The following is a 19,916-nucleotide window of genomic DNA, read 5'->3' as shown; positions in this document are numbered from 1 at the left end:
GATGAATCGGGGAGCGCGGTGGATGACGGGTTGGACAGGCCGAACCGGTGATCGCCCGGATGGCTCGGCCCGTCACCGGGCACAACCGCCGCAACCCCGGGTGGCTGTCAACCGGCTGAACGGAAAAAGGCGACGGCATTCTCAAAGATCCTGATCCCGGCCCCCAGGCTGTCTCCGCGACCGCCCCCGGCCCGTTTGCGCTTTTCCACCTGCCGTGTCCAATCCGGGTGGTTGGTGACATGGTTGTAGGCTTCCGGGTGCGGCATCAGGCCGAAGACGCGGCCGCTGGCGTCGCAGATCCCTGCGATATCTGCCAGGGAGCCGTTGGGGTTGTGGGGAAAGGCGCCGTTGGCCGGTTGACCGTCCGGCAGGGCATACTGCATGACGATCTGGCCGTTGTCCGCCAGCGTGCCTAACGTATCGCCCAGCGCATAGAACTTGCCCTCACCATGCCTGACCGGCAGCTCGATGGTCCGCATGTCCCTGGTGAATACGCATGCGGAGTCGGGGTTGATCTTCAGGTGAACCCACTGGTCACGAAAATTGCCGCAATCGTTGTAGGTCAGGGCCACGCTGCGTCGGGTGTATTCCCCATCGATCCCCGGCAGCAATCCCAGGTTGACCAGGGTCTGGAATCCGTTGCAGATGCCGATGATCAATTTTCCGGCGGCCACGAAATCGAGCAGGCGGTCGCCGATGTTCGTTTTCAGGCGCAGGGCCTGGATCACTCCGGCGCCGTGATCGTCTCCCCAACTGAAGCCCCCGCCAAAGGCCAGGATCTGGAAATCATCCAGGCGCACGTCGCCGGCAATCAGGGCGTTGATGTGCACCCGTTTGGCCGATGCCCCGGCAAGCTCGAAGGCATACGCCGTTTCATGATCACAGTTGAGTCCGAAACCCGTCAGCACCAGTACGTTCGGTTTTGTGCTCATATCAGATCCCCAAAAGGCCCTTTCCAGGCCGATTTCATCCGTTCGACAGGCAAGGCGGCCAGGCGCTGGCCGTCGATGCCGGTGATTTCCAGTTGAGGCGTCTCGGTCACCTCTCCCACACAGGCTGCCGGATGCCCGTCAATCAGCCGTTCAAAAGCATCCTGGTTCTCAGGCGCAACAGTCACGACGAACCGGCCGGCGCTTTCCGAGAACAACAGGGTGTCGTCGCGGTCGACGCCATCCGAGGGCACCTGGCGCAGGTCCACCGCCAGGCCCAGTTCGCCGCCCATGGCCACCAGGCCCAGATGGACGGCCAGCCCGCCTCGGTAAATGCCGTGGCAGGATGCCAGAAGCCCCTTCTCGACCGCTTTCGCCATGCTGCGATAGCAGGCGGCAAAGCTTTCTGGATCGACGACGGGGGCATTCAGGCCCACATGGCCCAGGTGCTCGTAGTACTCCGAGCCGCCCAGTTCGTTTCTGGTGATCCCCACGACCCAGACCCGGTCCCCGGGGACTTTGGCATCCATGGTGAGGCATCGGCCGACGTCCTTGATCACACCGGTAATCGAGAATTGCAGCGTCTCCAGCGCCGAGACCTTGTGGGTTTCGCCATAGCGGCCCGGCAGATGACCATCCACGTACATGGAGTCCTTGCCGGAGAGCAGCGGTATGCCATAGGCCATACACATCGCTTTGAGCGCTTTGCACGAACGCACCAGTTGAGCGGCTTTGTGCTTGCCGTCGGGATTCTTCAGCGGATCGTACTGGATCGTGGGCCAGCAGAAATTATCCACCCCGCCCAGATGCTCCGGATCCCCACCCACGGCGATGGCCCGGCGCACGGCCTCGTCAATGGTGCAGGTGGTCATGTGATAGGCATCAATGGCCGAGATCATGGGGATCAACGCCTGTGAAAAGAGCAGGCCCTGCTGCGAGGTCAGCACCGGGCGGATGACGGCCGCATCGGTGGGGACATCCCGGCCGGCGCCGATCAGGGGTTTGATCACGCTGGTGCCCTGCACCTCGTGGTCGTACTGGCGGCATACCCACTCCTTGGAGCAGATGTTGGGGCGCCCCAGCATGTCCAGGATCAGGGACTCGCAATCTTCCGGTGCGCCCAGCACGGGCTCGGTCAGGCCGCGCAGGGCCGGCGGCCGCCAGACGGCCTCGAACACCCACTGGGGAAAGGCTGATGTGAGCAGGTCCAGATCGATGTAGGCACAGGTGGCCCCGTTGTAAGAGATATGAAGCTTGCCGGTATCGGTGTAGGTACCGATGACACTGCTTTCGACGGCATGCTGCCGGCTCAACGCCATGAAGCGGTCCAGGTGCGCGGGGTCGATGGCCACGGTCATGCGCTCCTGGGATTCGGAGATCCAAATCTCCCACTGGTCCAATCCATCGTATTTCAGGGGCACCTTTTCCAGTTGGATGTCGCATCCATTGGAAAAAAGCGCGCTCTCGCCGATGGACGAGGAGAGCCCGCCCCCGCCGTTGTCGGTGATGAAGCGAATCAGCCCTTCGTCGCGGGCCTCCAGCAGAAAATCGTGCATCTTCTTCTGGGTGTAAGGATCGCCGATCTGGACGTGGCCGGCCGGTGTGTGTTCCGAAAAGGAAGCCGAAGAGGCCGTCACGCCGTGGATGCCGTCCTTGCCCACCCGGCCGCCCAGCATGATGGCCAGGTCGCCGGGCAGGATGGTCTTTTGGTCCGAGGGTTCGCCGTTGATCGTTGCCGGCATGATACCCAGGGCCGTTACGAAAACCAGGCATTTTCCGAGATACCCCGGATGAAACATCACCTGCCCGAAGGGCGTGGGAATGCCGCTTTTATTGCCGCCGTCGCGCACCCCTTCGATCACGCCGTCCAGGAGGCGACGGGGGTGTAGTCGCGGTTTGAGATCTCCCGCATAGTCGCGCGGCCCCACGCAGTAGCCGTAGCTGCCCATGATCAGTCTCGAGCCTTTGCCGGTGCCCATGGGGTCCCGGTAGATGCCCACGATGCCGGTAATGGCCCCGCCGTAAGCCTCCATGTTGGAGGGTGAGTTGTGGGTTTCACCGGTGATCACGTAGTGGTGGCCCGCGTCAAAACGACCCACCCCGGCATTGTCCCACAGCACGGAGACGACCCACGGTTTCTGCTCCTTCAGCGCCAGTGTGGGGCCTTGGATATAGGTCTTGAACAGGCTGTCGATGGTCTCTTCTTTGCCGGTCTCTAAATCCCGGTAGTGGAAGCGGCCGCCAAAGGTGTTGTGGTTGCAGTGATCGCTGCGGGCCTGGGAGATGTATTCCAGCTCCACGTCGGTGGGGTCTGACAGCGATACCTGCCGGCGCTGGCGCTGCACCTCCGGCTTGAGAAAATAGGACCGGATGGTGGGGATGTCCCGGGGGTTCAGAGACAGGCTGCGCTGGTCGCTGAGCCGGGTCAGCGTCTCATCGCTGTCGATGGCCAGGGTGGCGACTTCGGGCTGGTGGTCGAGCATCACCTTGGGAATGACGTACCCGATGCCGATGGCCGGGTCCCACTGGCTGCGATCAAAGACCGCCCACTGCTGGATGATGTCGTTGGCCAGCAGTTCGCCGGCGATTTTTTCGGCATCCGGGCGGGTGAGGCCGTTGCCCTTCAGGCAATATCGTTTTGACGTGTAGATCGCCTGACCGGCTTTCAGCTGCAGGCGCAGCAAGTCTTCCACCGCCTCGACAGCGGTGGCGCCGGGATTGTCCCGGACACCGGGACGGTACCCGACCCAGACGATCCAGTCGAAATCCACATCCAGCGGCTCCAGGGACGACACCTGGGTCACCGGATTGGTGAATATCTCCGTGCGTGCCCGCTCGACCTGGTCGGCCGTCAGATCCGCATCGATGGTGACAATATGTACGGTGCGCACCCGCTGCAGATCGATGTCAAAATAGTTTTTGGCCTTGAGGCGAAGGGATTGCCCTTCCGCGTCTAACAGCTGCTCCTTTAAGGTGATTTCGATTCGTTGCGGCATGATTGTCCCAAAGTAATTTTGAATTTTGAGTGTTGAATTTGGAATGGAGGCATTCTGTCTATTAAAAAATCGATAGCATGCCTTTATTCATAATTATAAATTTAACATTCAACATTAGATTTTTGATCCATCAGCTGGAAAATATGCGCATGATATCATTGTAGAACACAAAAATCATCAGCAGAATCAGGATAAAAATACCGGCCTGCTGGGCAATCTCGCGCATGCGGATATTGATGGGGCGCCGAATGGCCGCCTCGATGAAAAAAAACATCAGGTGACCGCCATCCAGGACCGGAATGGGCAGAAAATTGAGCACGGCCAGGTTGATGCTCAGCACGGCGATGAAAAAGATCAGGTTGGTAAGCCCCGCCTTGGCCTGCTGACCGGCCATTTCGGCGATCATGATCGGTCCGCCCAATGTCTTGGTGGATACCGTCCCCTTGATCAGCTTGCCGATGCTGAGCAGGGTCAGCCGTGAGATCTGGTAGGTCTGATCGACGCTCTCTGCGATCGCCTCAAAAAGATCCCGTTTGATGGTGATGCGATCGGCCTCGGGAATATCGATGCCCGGCGTGGAAATGCCGATCCGGTAGCTGTCCACCTTCTCCCCGAGCACGTTTTCCTCGCTGAACAGAACCGGCACGATATCGACCGTGAGGATCTCCTCCCCGCGGGCAATTCGCAGCGCCATCGGCTCGCCGTTGCTCTGGGAGATGATCGCTTTCATCGTGTTCCAGCTGTCAACCGGCTGATCGTCAATGGCGACAATCAGGTCCCCTGGCTGCATACCGGCTTTTTTGGCCGGGTAACCGTCGGCCACTTCTCCGACCACCGCCTTCAAGGGCGCCAAACCGGAAAAACCGACGTCGTAGTAGGGGGCATCGTCCCCAAGAATATCCTTGGCCACCTTGGTCTGGGGGGTGACCGAAACAGCGAAAACGGCATCCTCGCGTTTGGCGCTGATGCGCACGGCACGGCCCTTGCCATCGGCGATCAGACGGTTGATGTCGCTCCAGGAAGCCACCGTTGCCCCGTCGATGGCCACCACCACATCGCCGGGCTGCAGGCCCGCCCGGGCCGCCGGACTCTCTTTGGCCACATGGTTGACGACCGGGCGGATATCCTCGGTGCCGATGAAGGTGAAAAAGCCGGCATAGATGATGACCGCCAGCAGCAGGTTGAAAAACGGGCCGGCCGCCACGATCATGATCTTCTTGAACACGTGCTTGTGGGTGAACGAATAAGGGATCATTTCCGCTGCAAGCTCGGCATCGGGTTCATCACCCACCATCTTGACGTAGCCCCCCAGCGGAATGGCGGAAATGCGGTAGTCGGTCATCCCCACGGTTCGTCCGAACAGGCGCGGCCCGAAGCCCAGTGAGAATTTCTCCACACCGACCCCAAACAGTCTGGCAACGAGGAAATGGCCCAGCTCATGGAAGAAAATCAGAATGCCGAGAACGACGACAAAGGCAAAAATATTAGTGGTCATAGGCGATACGTTAACGCTCCTGCCGGCGGATCAGCCCGAGGGCCGTCTCCCTGGCCCAGCGGTCCGCCTCGATGAGCTGGCCCAGGTCCGGGCCAGTTGTTGCGCAATGAAGGTTGAGGGTCTGATCGATGATCGGGTATATTCCCACAAAAGGCAGTCGGTTGTCCAGAAACGCGGCCACGGCCATTTCGTTGGCGGCATTGAGCACCGCAGGCAGGGTCCCGCCCTGCTCACCGGCCCGATACGCCAGGGCCAAGCAGGGAAACCGCTCCCGGTCCGGCGCTTCGAAAGTCAGCTGGCCGATATGGGCAAAATCGGGGGACGGAACATCCAGCGGCAGGCGCTCGGGATGGGACAGACCGTAGGCAATGGCCCCTTTCATGTCCGGCACGCCCATCTGCGCCAACACGGCTCCGTCCTGGTAGGCGACCATCGAGTGAACGATGCTCTGGGGGTGGACCACGACCTTGATCCGGGAGAAGTCGATGCCAAACAGCCATCGGGCTTCGATCACTTCCAGGCCCTTGTTCATCAGGGTCGCCGAATCGATGGTAATTTTGCTGCCCATGGACCAGTTGGGGTGCTGCAGGGCGTCCTGCGGAGTGATTGACGTGAATTCCGCAGCCGGCCGGTTCAAAAACGGGCCGCCGGACGCGGTCAGCAGGATCTCGCGGATCCCATTACGACCGTGACCGGCCATGCTCTGGAAAATGGCGCTGTGCTCACTGTCCACGGGCATCAGCTTGACGCCACGGTCGGCGACTTTCTGCATGACGATCGCCCCGGCCATGACCAGGGTTTCCTTGTTGGCCAGAGCGATGTCCTTGCCGGCGTCGATGGCTGCCAGGGTCGGTGCCAAACCGGCCGCCCCCACCATGGCACCCAGGACCATGTCGGTTTCCGGACAGGTGGCGGCTTCGACATACCCCGCTTCGCCAAAAACAATCTCGACCTCTGCGGCCGGCGGCAGCAGCGCCTTCAATTGTCTGGCATGCTCGGCATCGGCTACGGCGGCCAGCCGGGGGGTGAACTCGACGATCTGCCGGGCCAGCGCCGCCACCCGGGTCTTCGCCGTGAGCGCGTTCACCGTAAACCGATCCGGGAATTGTCTTATGATTTCGAGGGCATTGGAGCCAATCGAGCCGGTTGCACCCAGTATGGAAAGTGATTTCATGGTCGTTCGAGTCTCTGGCGACGTATTTGCAATTTCAGTCAGAATATACTGATTTTCAACAGATAGGCAAGCGGCGAGGCAAACAGAAGGGCATCCAGCCGATCGAGAAAGCCGCCGTGGCCGGGAAGCAGCGAACCGGAGTCTTTGATGCCGGCCGATCGTTTGAATTCTGATGCAAACAGGTCACCCACCTGTCCGGCGATGCCGATGACCAGTGCAAAAACAATGCATGGCAGGACCGTCAGCGAAGGCAGCAGGAGCATCCTAAATACCAGAGCGACCGCAACATTGGCGGCCAGCCCGCCCAGGCTGCCCTCGATCGTTTTTTTGGGGCTTACCCAGGGGCAAAGCTTGCGGCGACCCAGGTAGGTGCCGGAATAAAAGGCCCCGGTGTCACCGGCGGCAACGATGCAGAGCAGCCAGAAAATCCATCCTGCGCCATCCTCGCCGAAGCGGATGAGGACCAGGAAAGAAAGAAAAACAGGAATGTAGACCAGTCCCAGCACCTGTTTGCCCACCAGGTGGGGGGCCTGGGTATCGTTCTTGAAAAGCGGCAGGGTCAGGCCGGCCACGACGATCAGATCCACGGCGAGAATCAGCGGCGCGTGGATCATCGCACCCCGGTAGACCGACCAGACGATCACCGGGGCCAGACAGAGCCCGATAAGTGGAATCAGTCGCATGGGACCGTCGGTGCCCGGTTTGAAAACTGCCCGGTAAAACTCCCACAGGGTCACCAGGCTGACGCTCGCAATCAACAGGGTAAAGACCATGCCACCCGCCGAGACCAGCAGGTAGATGACCGGCAGAGCGACAATTCCGGTGATCCAGCGTTTCAGGTGCATGGGCCTCCTTAGGGCCGTTGCTGTCCGGGCTGGGTTATAGGGATCGCGCCGAAACGACGCTCCCGGTGCTGGTAATCCTTGAGGATCGTCACGAACTCATCTTCACCGAAATCGGGCCAGAGGGTCGGCGTAAAAAAGATCTCCGCATAGGCGATCTGCCAAAGGAGAAAGTTGCTGACGCGCATTTCACCGCTGGTCCGGATCAACAGGTCCACCTCCGGCATCCCGCGGGTGTAGAGGTGATCGGCAATGGTATCGACGGTTATCGCATCCGGATCCACGGTGCCCTGCCGGGCTTTGGAAGCGATCTGCTGGACCATCTCGACGATTTCTGCGCGCGCCCCGTAACTCAGGGCCAGGTTCAGGACCATCTTCGTATTGGTTGCGGTGTCATCCATGACCGCCTTGAGGTTGTCGCGCACCGCTTTGGGCAGACGGTCAATCTGGCCGATGGTGTTGAGCCGGATCTCATTGTCGATCAGCGTTTGGCGTTCAGACGCCAGAAAACGCCGCAGCAACAGCATGAGCCCGGAAATTTCAGGTTGAGGCCGCTGCCAGTTTTCGGTGGAGAAGGCGTAAAGGGTGAGTGCGGCGATATTGAGCTTGCGGGCGGTCTGCACAATGGTCCGTACGGCGTCCGCCCCTTTTTCGTGCCCGCTGATGCGGTTCAGCAAACGTTTTTTAGCCCAGCGGCCATTGCCGTCCATGATAATGGCAACGTGGTTGGGCATCCGGTCGGGGTCGAGTTCATTCCGCGTTGAAGAGGATGAACTAGAATTCAAGGATCTCTTTCTCTTTGCTTTTGTATATCTCGTCGATGCGGCCGATGTACTCATCGGTGATTTTCTGGACACTGTCCTGGGCCTTAAAGGCATCGTCCTCCGAAATATCGCCGTCTTTTTTAAACCCCTTGAGCAGTTCGTTGGAATCCCGGCGGATGTTGCGGACGGCGATCTTGTGTTCCTCGCACATCTTGCTGACCACCTTGACCAGTTCTTTGCGTCGCTCCTCGGTCAGCGGCGGGATGGCAATCCGGATCAGTTTGCCGTCACTGGACGGGGTCAACCCGAGATCGGATTTTAAAATGGCCTTTTCGATCTCCTTGATGGCCGAGACATCCCATGGTTGAATGACGATCAGGCGGCTTTCGGGCACCGACAGCGACGCCATCTGGTTCAGTTGCGTCTGGGTGCCGTAGTAATCCACGCGGATGCCATCCAATAAAGATAGAGACGCCCGTCCGGTTCTTACCCGCTTGAGCTCGTTGTTGAGATCGGCGATGGTTTTGCCCATCCGGTCTTTGGTTTCCTGAAGTGTCGATTCAATCATGGCTGAGTCACCTCGTTTTCACGGGGGAAGAGCGTTGAAGCGGTGGGTAGGGGGTCGAACAGGCGTTTAGCCGCCGATCAGGGTTCCGACCTCTTCTCCGCTGACCACCTTTTGAATGTTGCCCTTTTCTTTCAAGTTGAACACCATCAGGGGCAGCTGATTGTCCATGGCAAGGGAAATGGCCGTCATGTCCATGACACGAAGCTGCCTTTCAAGCACTTCCATATAGCTGATGGTTTTAATGAACAGGGCGTCGGTATTGCGTTCGGGATCGGAGTCGTAAAGCCCGTTGACCTTGGTGGCCTTGAGCAAGATCTCCGCATGAATTTCCTTGGCACGCAGAACGGCGGCCGTGTCGGTGGTGAAATAGGGGTTTCCGGACCCGGCGGCAAAAATGACCACCCGCCCTTTTTCCAGGTGCCGCAATGCCCGGCGAAGAATGTACGGTTCGGCCACCTCATGCATGGAAATAGCCGTCTGCACCCGTGTCTGGATGCCCCGTTTCTCCAGCGCATCCTGCAAGGCCAGGCTGTTGAGCACCGTGGCCAGCATGCCCATGTGGTCGGCCGATGTCCGCTCCATGCCAAATGAACCGGCCGCCACACCGCGAAAAATATTTCCGCCGCCGACCACGATGGCCAATTGCACCTTCAGGTCGACGATGGAGCGGACTTCTTCTGCCACGTAGGAGAGCATATCGGGGCAGATACCGAAGCCCTGATCACCCATCAGGGCTTCACCGCTGAGCTTGAGCAGGATCCGTTTGAATTTGGCGGCCACCGCTATTCCGCTCCGATTTGAAATCTGGCGAATCGTTTGATGGTGATTTTCTCACCGGTCCTGGCGATCACTTCATTGAGATAATCGGCGATCGTCTTGTCCGGTTCCTTGACGTACTGCTGATTCATCAGGCAGCTGTCCTTGAAGAACTTGTTCAGCTTGCCCTCGGCAATCTTCTCGACCATCTGCTCGGGTTTGCCCATCTCGAGCACCTGCGCCTTGTAGATTTCCCGCTCCCGGTCGACCACCGCCTGGGGGACGTCTTCGGGAACGATGCCCACCGGATTGGTGGCGGCGATATGCATGGCGATATTCTTGGCGAATTCGTTGAAATCATCCGTCTTGGCCACAAAATCGGTTTCGCAGTTCACTTCCACCATGACGCCGATCTTGCCGCCCATATGAATATATGACTGTACGGTGCCTTCGGAAGTAGCTCGGCCGGCGCGTTTGGCTGCGGTGGCGATTCCTTTTTTTCTCAGGAAATCGATGGCCTTTTCAAGGTCACCGTCACACTCGCCCAGGGCTGTTTTACAATCCATGATACCGGCACCGGACTTTTCCCGGAGTTCTTTGACCATTGCTGCACTGATACCTGACATGTGAATTATTCTCCCGTCGATTCTGCTTCAGAGGATGCGGCTGCTTCAGTTGCGGCCTCCTCTGTAGGTTCACTGTTTTCGGCAGGGGCGGTGCCTTTGCGGATAATTTCGACCACCGGCCCGTCGGTGCCATCGGAGATCACTTTGCGTTCACCGGGCTTGAGCTCGGCCGCGGCGCTCTCCAGTTCGGTTTCCACTTCACCCTTGTCCGCTTTGGCCTGCTGGCGTTCGTTGTACCGATCCTTGCCCTCGATGCAGGCATCGGCCATTTTCGAGGTCACCAGTCGAATCGCCCGAATGGCATCGTCATTTCCGGGAATGACGTGATCGATCAAGTCGGGATCACAGTTGGTGTCCACGATGGCCACGATGGGAATGCCCAGGCGACGCCCCTCGCGGACGGCAATGGCTTCATTGCCCGGATCGATGACAACCATGGCGCCGGGCAGTTTGGTCATGGTGCGGATACCACCCAGCGTGCTGTCCAGTTTCAGGCGTTCCTTGCCCAGTTTCAGGCGTTCTTTTTTGGGGAACAGGTTGATGGATCCGTCGTTTTCGATCGTGTTGAGGTAGTTCAGGCGGTCGACGCTTTTCTTGATGGTCTGGAAATTGGTCAGCATGCCACCCAGCCAACGGTTCTGCACATAGAACATTTCGGCCCGGTTGGCCTCTTCGTAAATGGACTCACGGGCCTGCTTCTTCGTGCCCACGAACAGGACCGTCTTACCGGACGCGACCGTGTCCACGATAAAGTCATAGGCATCCCTGAACATTCTCACGGTTTTCTGAAGATCGATGATGTAAATGCCGTTTCTGGCCCCGAAAATATACGGTTTCATCTTGGGGTTCCAGCGCTTGGTCTGGTGACCGAAATGAACACCGGCTTCCAGCAGTTCCTTCATTGTTACGTACGCCATGGTTTTCTCCTTTTAGGTTGGTTTTTCCTTCGCCCGCTTCACCCCTCGATCCGACTTTCCAATGAAAGCACCGGGATCAGGTCCACGGGCGTGTGGTTTTAAAACGAGTTTAAATAACAAAATTAGTATGGGGCCGCAAGCCTTTTTTAAGCTCGACGCTCAAGGCTGAGCGCTGAAAGCGCGCCGGACGTTGACCGCAAGAGCCACCGCCTTTTGCCAACCCTCCGCATTCCTGGATGCAACGGGCAGGTATCACGAACGTTTTGCCCTCATCATTCAACTTTGCGCGTCGGGTTTTTTTACCATCAGCGCGACACGATCATGCCCGCTGTAGTCCTTGATGATTTGCGGTGGCCCGTATTTTCCCACCTCCCCGGCGATGGCCTGGATATCCTTTTTCTGGTCATACCCCATCTCCAGCGCGACCAGACCCCCGGGTCTCAAGTATCGGTGGGCCGACTCGATGATATGTCGAATGCACCTCAGGCCGTCGCGGTCCCCATCCAAGGCCATGCGAGGCTCGTAATTGCGGATTTCCGGCTGCAGGCCGTCGATATCGCGGCTGCGGATATAAGGCGGATTGGAAACAACCAGGTCGAAGGCCTCGCGATCCGGCGCCAGGGCCGCCTCCCAATCTCCGCAGAACCAGTCGATTCGGCTGTCCACCTTGTGCATCCGGGCATTTTTGCGGGCCGTTTGCAGGGCAGTGATGGACCGGTCCATGGCCACATAGCGATGCTCGGGATGCTCGTGGGCCAGGGCAATGATGACGGCACCGGAACCCGCCCCCATCTCCAGCACCCGCTTCATCAATCCGGCGTGACCGTCGAGGAATGGCAGCACCGCCTCCACCAGGCATTCGGTTTCCGGCCGGGGAATCAGCACCGACGGATTGACCGCCAGCGCCAGAGACCAGAATTCCCGGGTACCGGTAATATAGGCCACGGGTTCGCCGTCAACCCGTCTTTTGATCAGGGATTTGAAGTGCTTGAGCTCGCCTTCGCACAGGGGTTTATCGTGATTCAGATAGAGGTCGATGCGCCGGGCTTTCAAGGTATGGGCCAGCAGGATTTCCGCCTCGCTGCGGGCGTTTTCAACCTGGTGGCCCTTGAAATAGCCTGCCGTCCATTTAACCAGGTCCAGGGTGGTCCAGGGTGACGGTTTATCCGTCGACGCGTTCGGCATGCTGGAGTGCCTGACTCTGGTAGTAGGTGATCAGGGGATCGATGACCTCGTCCACGTCGCCCTGGAGAATGGATTCCAGTCGATACAGGGTCAATCCGATGCGGTGGTCGGTGACCCGGCCCTGGGGGAAATTGTAGGTCCTGATACGCTCGCTGCGATCGCCGCTGCCCACCTGGCTTCTGCGATTCTGGGAGCGCTCCTCGTCCTGCTCCCGGATCATCTGGTCCAAGAGCCGGGAACGCAGCACTTTCAGCGCCTTGGCCTTGTTCTTGTGCTGGGATTTTTCGTCCTGGCAGGTCACCACCAGGCCGGTGGGCAAGTGGGTGATGCGCACGGCCGAATCGGTGGTATTGACCGACTGGCCGCCGGGCCCGGAGGATCGAAAAACATCCACTTTCAGCTCGTTGGCGTCGATATTGACTTCAATCTCCTCCGCCTCGGGCAGCACGGCCACAGTCACGGCAGACGTATGAATCCGTCCCTGGGTCTCGGTGGTGGGCACCCGCTGAACCCGATGGGTGCCGCTTTCGAACTTCAGGCGGCTGTAGGCCCCCTTGCCGTTAACGTTGGCAATGATCTCCTTGAGCCCTCCGACGCCGGTGGTATGGTGGTCCATCACATCCACCTTCCATCCGCGGGCGTCGGCATATCGCTGGTACATCTTGAACAGGTCGCCGGCGAAAAGCCCGGCTTCATCGCCGCCGGTGCCGGCACGGATCTCCAGGATCACGTTCTTGTCGTCCAGCGGGTCCTTGGGAACCAGAAGGATTTTGAGTTCTTCCTCCAGTGTCTCTTTTTCCCGCTCCAGCCGGTCAACCTCCTCGCCGGCCATCTTCTTCATGTCGGGATCTTCATCGTGCATCAATTCGAGGCTGTCATCCAGTTCCCGGTCCACCCGCTTGAACTCCCTGAAGGCGGCCACGACGGGTGAAATCTCCGCATGCTCCCGAATATACTTTTGATAAGCGTCTCTGTCGGCGACCACCTTCGGATCGGACAACAGTCGCTCCAGTTCCTGGTAACGATCTTCAACACCCTTTAATTTGTCAAACATGTCGCACCACCTATCCATGACGGAAATGCCTGCGCAACCATTCAACGGTTTCGCTAAGGGCGGCAGGTCCGTTTCGGTGATATACAAAAAGGTACGGGAATGGTCAGGGCCGGCAGGTCCCGGTGCCGGTTTTCAAGCCGGGCACCGGACGAAGCCAATGGGAAGACACAGCAGGAGCGCTACTGATTCTGAAACTTTTCGTATTTTTTTCTGAACCGTTCGATGCGGCCCGCCGTATCGATCAGCTTCTGTTTGCCGGTGAAAAACGGGTGGCAGTTGGAACAGATCTCCACGCGTATGTCCTGTTTCGTTGAACCAACCTCGACAGTGTTGCCGCAGGCACACTGGATGGTGGTTTCGTGATATTCCGGATGGATGCTGGCTTTCATTGTAATTTCAACCCCCTGTAAATATTTTAAGCGTTCATTGAATCCAGGAAATCTGCATTATCCTTTGTTCCGTTCATTTTTTCAAGTAAAAATTCGAGACTGTCCGACGGATTCAATGAGGCAAACAGTTTCCTGAGTATCCAGACGCGGTTCAGGGTGAGTTCGTCGAGGAGCAGTTCCTCCTTGCGGGTACCGGATTTCTTGATGTCGATGGCCGGGAAGATGCGCTTGTCGGCCAGTCGGCGATCCAGCTGGATCTCCATGTTGCCGGTGCCCTTGAACTCCTCGAAGATCACCTCGTCCATGCGTGATCCGGTGTCCACCAGGGCGGTGGCGATGATGGTCAGGCTGCCGCCCTCCTCGATGTTGCGGGCGGCACCGAAAAACCGTTTGGGCCGCTGCAGGGCATTGGAGTCCACGCCACCGGAGAGGATTTTGCCGCTGGGGGGCATGACCGAGTTGTAGGCGCGGGCCAGACGGGTAATGCTGTCCAGAAGGATCACCACGTTCTTTTTGTGCTCGACCAGCCTTTTGGCCTTTTCGATGACCATCTCGGCCACCTGGACGTGGCGCTCGGCCGGCTCGTCGAAGGTGGAGCTGATCACCTCCCCTTTCACCGACCGCTGCATGTCCGTGACCTCTTCCGGGCGTTCGTCGATGAGCAGGACAAAGAGCACGATATCCTTGTGGTTCTTCACGATGCAGTTGGCGATGCACTGGAGCAGCATGGTCTTACCGGAACGGGGCGGCGACACGATCAGACCGCGCTGGCCGAATCCGATGGGCGTCAAGAGGTCCATGATCCGGGCGGAATAGTTCTCCGGTTCGTTTTCCAAGTTGACCTTGTCTTCCGGATACAGGGGCGTCAGGTTGTCGAAAAGGATCTTTTCCCGGGCCACCTCCGGATCTTCATAGTTGACGGCCTCCACCTTCAGCAGGGCAAAATAGCGTTCGGACTCCTTGGGCTGACGGATCTGGCCGGAGACCGTATCGCCCGTTCTCAGGTTGAACCGCCTGATCTGCGACGGCGAAACATAGATGTCGTCGGGGCCGGGCAGGTAGTTGTAGTTGGGCGCCCGCAGAAAGCCGAACCCGTCGGGAAGGATCTCCAGCGTTCCCTCGCCGAAAATCAGCCCGTCCTTCTCTATCTGGGCCTGGAGCAGGGAAAAAATCAGCTCCTGCTTACGCATGCCGGCAGCACCGTCGATATTGAGCTGCTTGGCCAGTTTGGTCAATTCATTGATCTTCTTGTTTTTCAGTTCTACGATGTTCATCAACACACCCCATTTTAGGATTGATTAGCGCACATCACCTGCAACGGCTGCCCGGCAATAGCAATTCACTTGAAGAGGCAAACAACAGTGACCCCGATATCCGGTTGCCACCGGTGGCGACGAGGTTTTACACCCTAAGCCAGCATTTCGGATTTCACTTTACGACAGAGCCTTTCGGGTGAATTGGGTTGGACTGTTGGTTTTTTTGGAGGAATATGCGTGTTTTTGTGATAGAAGTTATTCGAATTTACCCCACCAGACGGGTCTATCCGTGAGAATAAGTAAAATTTTTATACCATGAATCCGCTGGTGTCAAGGGAATTTGAACCTGCCGACGCGCGCGTTGCCGCCACCGCTCGCCCGACCGAGGGAACCGGCATCCGAATGGTTATTTTTTAGGTGATAAATGAATGAGTTAGATGGTATCGACCTCAATTTCCTGCCCGACAATCCCGATGGCATCTACCTGGTCGGCGGCATCGTACGCGATCTGCTGGCAGGACTTCCCCCGGCGGACATCGACCTCGTGGTGGCAGGGGATATCGTCAGCACCGCCGGACAGATCGCGCAAATGACCGGCGGCAGAGTCATCGATCTGGGCAAAAAGGGCTTCGAGGTATTAAGGGTCGCATCCTCGCAGACGACAATAGACATCACGCCGCTTGAGCACCCAACCATCGAAACCGATCTGCGCCAGCGGGATTTCACGATCAACGCCATGGCCTACGACGTCAAGGCGCGGCGCCTGGTGGACTGCACCGGCGGACGGGCGGATATGCGGCAACAACAGATCCGCATGGTTTCGCCGACGGCCTTCGAGAAAGACCCGGCCAGGCTGGTCCGGGCCTATCGCATGGCGGCCGTGCTGCACTATTCCATCGACCCGGAGACCGAGGCGGCCATCGGCAGGCATCGGCACCTTGTCGGCGGCGTCGCCGGAGAGCGGGTCTGGGCGGAACTGGTCAAGATATTCTCCGTCGCCGACTCCTCACCCGTCATCGTGCGCATGGCCGCCAGCGGACTGCTCACGGCGATTTTCCCGGAACTGCAACCCGCCGTCGGCTGCACGCAAAGCCGCCATCACTCCTTCGATGTATTTGATCACAGCCTCCGGGTGTACGCAGCGCTGGAAACCCTGTTGTCCACATGTCACACCCGGTTCCCGCGCCTGGCGGGCATCGCCGGAGGCGCACAACTGGCCGGGCACGCGGCCGTATTGAAATATGCGGCCCTTTTGCATGACGTGGGCAAACCGGCCACCCGGCAGGTCGACAGGGATGGCCGGGTCCGTTTTCACGGCCACGCCGCAAAGAGTGCGGCCATCGCCGCGGCAATCGACCGCCGCTTGAAATTGTCCACGCGTCAGCGCCGTGTATCCGATGCCGTTGTCCGCCACCACATCCGGCCGCTCTTCCTGTATCTGGCATCGAAAAACGGCAGCCTCGGCCGCGCGGGCACGGTCCGCTTCTTCAACCGATGCGGCGACCTGACCCTGCCGATCATCGTGCATGCCATGGCCGACATCATGGCCAAGGGAGAGGGCATGCAGGACAGGGACCGCGGCTTCATCGATTTCAGCGAGGGTCTGCTGGACGCCTACGTCGATTACATGGACCGCCAAGCCGCCGTGCCGCCGCTGATCAGCGGCAACGACCTCATCTCGGTCTTCGGCCTCTCCCCTTCCCCCCGCTTCAAGCTCATCTTGAGCCGGGTGGATGAAGGCCGCCTGTCCGGCGAGCTGTCCACCCGGGATGAGGCCCTGAAATGGGTCGAAACCCATCTGCTGTCCAAATCCTGAGCCCTGAACCGTGAACGCAGAACCCGGAACCGATGCCGATGCTTGACAAGCCCCCATCATTTCTGTACTAACGCGGATAGCTGGAGAAACCACACTTCGGTGCCAGCCCGCCTGAAAGCAATCATCAACAAACGGATGCGGTCCTCAACCGTATGAAATGAAAAGAACGGTGTCCGACGATTTCCCGGAAATTCCCGACCACCGGTGAGAACCGGTGGCCGCCGGCATCGCGGATCGATTGGTATTTTCACTATTCCTGTGGAACGGCGCGGGAAACAGAAAGGAGAAAGTGAATGAACATCTTGTTTTTTGGCCCCAACGGCAGCGGCAAAGGTACGCAAGGTGCAATCCTGAAAGACAAGTACAACACCCCTCACATCGAATCCGGGGCGATCTTTCGTGAAAACATCGGCAAGGGAACCGAACTGGGTGCCAAGGCAAAAGCCTACATCGACAAAGGCGACCTGGTTCCGGATGAGATCACCATTCCCATGATCCTCGACCGGCTGCAGCAGGCCGACTGCAAAGACGGCTGGCTGCTGGACGGATTCCCCCGCAACAAAAACCAGGCCATCAAACTGGATGAAGCCCTCAAGAATGCCGGCATGGCCCTGGACATCGTCGTCGAGATCCTGCTGGACCGCGAAATCGCCAAGAACCGCATCATGGGCCGCCGCCTGTGCGTCAATGACAACAACCACCCCAACAACATCTACATCGATGCCATCAAGCCCGACGGCGACAAGTGCCGGGTGTGTGGCGGCGGTCTCAAGACCCGGGATGACGATCAGGACGAAGCGGCCATCAACAAACGCCACAACATCTACTATGACACCACCGTAGGGACCCTGGCTTCGGCCTACTATTTCAGGGATCTGGCCGCAAAGGGCGGGTCCATGAAGTACATCACCCTGGACGGCGCCCCCAGCGTCAAGGACGTGACCGCCGAACTGGTCTCCAAGCTGGATTGATCCTTATTTCGGGGAAACGGTGAAGACCTCGCCGTTTCCCCGTTTCCGTTGCGGGTTCCCCGGCGTCGGCACTGATGTGTATCCACCGACTTTACAAGCCTTGAACAAAATCTTTTTGTTGAAATCTTCCTTTTAATCTGATATTGAATACGTTTAAAATTTTCGAAATAACCATCCCAAGAGTGCATATCCAACTTGGTAAAGCGATGGGCAAAAGTAAGGGGGTTGAGCCAGTTTGAAAGCAATTGAAGTCAAAGTCTTCGACAACGATCTCGAAAAAGCCATGCGGATTCTGAAGAAAAAAATTCAGAACGATGGTCTGTTCAAACGCTTGAAGCTTAAAAAAAGCTACGAGAAACCAAGCGAGTTCCGTCGTCGCAAAGAACGTGAGGCCCTGCGCAGACAGCGCATCGCTGTTGCAAGAAGCAGGAGATACCGTTAGCGACACCCGTTTGACGACATGACCCGGCAGGGAGCATTTTCCCGCCGGGTTTTTGTTTGGTAAGGAGCCGCCGCCATGCCAACCCCCGCCTATACCGAATGCCTCGATGCCATGTACCGCATGAGACGATTCGGTATCGTCCTCGGCCTGTCGACCATTACCAACATTCTCGAGGGCCTGGGCAATCCCCAGCACACCTTTTCGGCCATCCACATCGCCGGCACAAACGGCAAAGGATCGATCGCTTCCGCCCTGGCAACGATCCTGCGGATTGCCGGATACCGCGTCGGGCTGTATACTTCGCCCCACCTGATCCGCTTCAACGAACGGATCTGCGTTGACGGCACACCCATTGCTGACGATGCGGTGGTGGCGTCCTGGGAGGCGGTCAAATCGGTCCACCAGGGCGATCGGGAACCCACCTTCTTCGAGTTTTCAACAGCCATGGCCTTTTATGAATTCGCCCGGCGCAAGGTCGACTTCGCCGTTGTCGAAACCGGCATGGGCGGGCGGATGGATGCTACCAATGTCGTCTCACCGGCAGTGAGCATCATCACCAACATCTCGCTGGAACACAAAGACTATCTCGGCAACACCATCGCGGCGATCACTGGAGAAAAGGCCGGCATCATCAAGCCCGGCGTGCCGGTGGTTACCGGCGTGACCCAGCCAAGCGCCAGGGCCGTCATCGAAAAGACCGCCCACGAACGATCGGCCCCGCTTTACATGAAGGGCCGGGATTTCCGCGTGCGGCGCACCGGCGACGACCGGTTTTCCTATTTTGGAGTGGATCACCGCTGGGCAGGCATGCGCACCGGCCTCATGGGCGGCCACCAGTTGGACAACGCGTCGCTGACCCTGGCCGGCTGCGAACTGATCATGCGCGACCACGAGCGCCTGGCCAAGGACCATATCCAATCCGGCCTGGCCCAGAACCGCTGGCCGGGCCGCCTGGAACTGGTCTCCCAGAAGCCTTACGTGATCCTGGACGGCGCGCACAACCTCATGGCCGCCAGGCGCCTGGGGCGCTTTCTGCAGGACACCCTCGCCGGCCGGCGCATCACCATGGTGGCTGGCATCCTGGATGACAAGCCCTACGAGGCGATTCTCAAGGATCTGGTCGGCCCCTGCGCCCGCCTGATCATTACCCGGCCCAAAATAGACCGTTCCCTGCCCCCCGAAACGCTCGAAGCGGCTGCAAAACCACTGATCTCCGACATTCAGATTATCCCGGACGTGGGAGACGCCGTGCGCCATGCCATCGCCACTTCCAAGCCCGAGGATGCGGTGTGCGTGGCCGGCTCGCTATATGTGGTGGGTGAAGCCAAGGCGGCGCTGGAGAAATCAGCCGGGGAGTTGTTCCAGGTTTAAAACGGCCTTGACTTGTTCAGGCCGATACTCTATTTTTGCCGACACATTCGCGCCCGTAGCTCAGTGGATAGAGCACCAGCCTCCGGAGCTGGGGGTCGCAGGTTCGATACCTGCCGGGCGCGCCATTTGACAAAAACAGGGACTTACAACTATACGTGAGTCCCTTTTTTATAAGCTTAAATTATGTTTCCCTCCCATAAAAAAAACGGCCCAGGCAGGCATTTAGGCCGATTTCACTCCGATAAGCCCAATCCCAGCTTTAAGGATCCCTGTAGCTACCGACGTTGAAAAATGATTTTGGTTGGCTGGTGATGAGTTGGAGTAATATTTACTGGTCAATATGTATTGGGGCCCACAGTAAACAT

Annotated in this window: 18 protein-coding genes and 1 tRNA gene; 5 read left to right on the top strand and 14 right to left on the bottom strand. The window is 58.4% G+C overall.

Going from position 1 to position 19,916, the window contains the following annotated elements:
- Positions 1 to 107: 107 nt before the first annotated feature.
- From ACZCED_RS19005 to rho, 14 genes are all read right to left on the bottom strand, one after another.
- Positions 108 to 932, bottom strand: a complete 825-nt coding sequence (locus tag ACZCED_RS19005; RefSeq protein ID WP_462970365.1) for a phosphoribosylformylglycinamidine synthase subunit PurQ — start codon at positions 930 to 932, stop codon at positions 108 to 110.
- A complete protein-coding gene (locus tag ACZCED_RS19000; protein ID WP_464861439.1) occupies positions 929 to 3,925 on the bottom strand; it encodes an AIR synthase-related protein in 2,997 nt (998 codons plus the stop codon). Before ACZCED_RS19000 ends, ACZCED_RS19005 begins: the two co-directional genes overlap by 4 nt.
- 130 nt (positions 3,926 to 4,055) lie before the next feature.
- Positions 4,056 to 5,420 carry an RIP metalloprotease RseP gene (gene rseP, locus ACZCED_RS18995; protein WP_462970363.1) on the bottom strand — a complete coding sequence of 455 codons (1,365 nt, stop codon included), beginning with the start codon at positions 5,418 to 5,420 and terminating at the stop codon, positions 4,056 to 4,058.
- A gap of 10 nt (positions 5,421 to 5,430) precedes the next feature.
- Complete coding sequence (locus ACZCED_RS18990) at positions 5,431 to 6,594, bottom strand: 1-deoxy-D-xylulose-5-phosphate reductoisomerase (protein WP_462970362.1); 1,164 nt, start codon at positions 6,592 to 6,594, stop codon at positions 5,431 to 5,433.
- A gap of 38 nt (positions 6,595 to 6,632) precedes the next feature.
- Positions 6,633 to 7,439 (bottom strand): phosphatidate cytidylyltransferase, encoded by an 807-nt coding sequence (locus ACZCED_RS18985; protein ID WP_462970361.1) that lies wholly within the window; start codon positions 7,437 to 7,439, stop codon positions 6,633 to 6,635.
- Positions 7,440 to 7,447: 8 nt separating this feature from the next.
- On the bottom strand, positions 7,448 to 8,170 hold the full coding sequence (locus ACZCED_RS18980) for an isoprenyl transferase (RefSeq protein ID WP_464861438.1): 723 nt from the start codon (positions 8,168 to 8,170) through the stop codon (positions 7,448 to 7,450).
- Positions 8,171 to 8,210: 40 nt separating this feature from the next.
- Positions 8,211 to 8,768 carry a ribosome recycling factor gene (frr, locus tag ACZCED_RS18975; RefSeq protein ID WP_462970359.1) on the bottom strand — a complete coding sequence of 186 codons (558 nt, stop codon included), beginning with the start codon at positions 8,766 to 8,768 and terminating at the stop codon, positions 8,211 to 8,213.
- Positions 8,769 to 8,834: 66 nt separating this feature from the next.
- Complete coding sequence (pyrH, locus tag ACZCED_RS18970) at positions 8,835 to 9,554, bottom strand: UMP kinase (protein WP_462970370.1); 720 nt, start codon at positions 9,552 to 9,554, stop codon at positions 8,835 to 8,837.
- Positions 9,551 to 10,150 (bottom strand): translation elongation factor Ts, encoded by a 600-nt coding sequence (tsf, locus tag ACZCED_RS18965; protein WP_462970358.1) that lies wholly within the window; start codon positions 10,148 to 10,150, stop codon positions 9,551 to 9,553. Before tsf ends, pyrH begins: the two co-directional genes overlap by 4 nt.
- Before the next feature lie 5 nt (positions 10,151 to 10,155).
- Entirely contained in the window at positions 10,156 to 11,067 is a 912-nt protein-coding gene (gene rpsB, locus ACZCED_RS18960) for a 30S ribosomal protein S2 (protein ID WP_462970357.1), read from the bottom strand.
- A gap of 276 nt (positions 11,068 to 11,343) precedes the next feature.
- Positions 11,344 to 12,252 carry a peptide chain release factor N(5)-glutamine methyltransferase gene (gene prmC, locus ACZCED_RS18955; protein ID WP_462970356.1) on the bottom strand — a complete coding sequence of 303 codons (909 nt, stop codon included), beginning with the start codon at positions 12,250 to 12,252 and terminating at the stop codon, positions 11,344 to 11,346.
- Positions 12,230 to 13,306, bottom strand: a complete 1,077-nt coding sequence (prfA, locus tag ACZCED_RS18950; RefSeq protein WP_462970355.1) for a peptide chain release factor 1 — start codon at positions 13,304 to 13,306, stop codon at positions 12,230 to 12,232. The genes prmC and prfA overlap by 23 nt, the downstream gene beginning before the upstream one ends.
- Positions 13,307 to 13,485: 179 nt before the next feature.
- Positions 13,486 to 13,695: a 50S ribosomal protein L31 gene (gene rpmE, locus ACZCED_RS18945; RefSeq protein WP_462970354.1), complete on the bottom strand. Its 210-nt coding sequence runs from the start codon at positions 13,693 to 13,695 to the stop codon at positions 13,486 to 13,488.
- Between the two features lie 26 nt (positions 13,696 to 13,721).
- Positions 13,722 to 14,969: a transcription termination factor Rho gene (gene rho / locus ACZCED_RS18940; RefSeq protein WP_462970353.1), complete on the bottom strand. Its 1,248-nt coding sequence runs from the start codon at positions 14,967 to 14,969 to the stop codon at positions 13,722 to 13,724.
- 406 nt (positions 14,970 to 15,375) lie between these two features.
- On the opposite strand from rho, the gene ACZCED_RS18935 reads away from it, so the two are divergent.
- The 5 genes from ACZCED_RS18935 (at position 15,376) to ACZCED_RS18915 (ending at position 19,676) form a co-directional block, all read left to right on the top strand.
- Entirely contained in the window at positions 15,376 to 16,767 is a 1,392-nt protein-coding gene (locus ACZCED_RS18935; protein WP_462970352.1) for a CCA tRNA nucleotidyltransferase, read from the top strand.
- Between the two features lie 293 nt (positions 16,768 to 17,060).
- The gene (locus ACZCED_RS18930; protein ID WP_462970351.1) at positions 17,061 to 17,738 is read left to right on the top strand and encodes an adenylate kinase; all 678 of its coding nucleotides are present in this window, start codon (positions 17,061 to 17,063) and stop codon (positions 17,736 to 17,738) included.
- Positions 17,739 to 17,973: 235 nt separating this feature from the next.
- Complete coding sequence (rpsU, locus tag ACZCED_RS18925) at positions 17,974 to 18,180, top strand: 30S ribosomal protein S21 (RefSeq protein WP_319256007.1); 207 nt, start codon at positions 17,974 to 17,976, stop codon at positions 18,178 to 18,180.
- A 75-nt stretch (positions 18,181 to 18,255) separates the two neighbouring features.
- A complete protein-coding gene (locus tag ACZCED_RS18920; RefSeq protein ID WP_462971549.1) occupies positions 18,256 to 19,551 on the top strand; it encodes a bifunctional folylpolyglutamate synthase/dihydrofolate synthase in 1,296 nt (431 codons plus the stop codon).
- Positions 19,552 to 19,600: 49 nt separating this feature from the next.
- Positions 19,601 to 19,676: transfer RNA gene (locus ACZCED_RS18915), tRNA-Arg, on the top strand.
- Positions 19,677 to 19,916 lie beyond the last annotated feature (240 nt).

Source organism: Desulfosarcina sp. (genome assembly GCF_055467485.1).
Note: the sequence above shows the minus strand (reverse complement) of the source record. Positions and strands in the feature narration are given on the sequence as shown.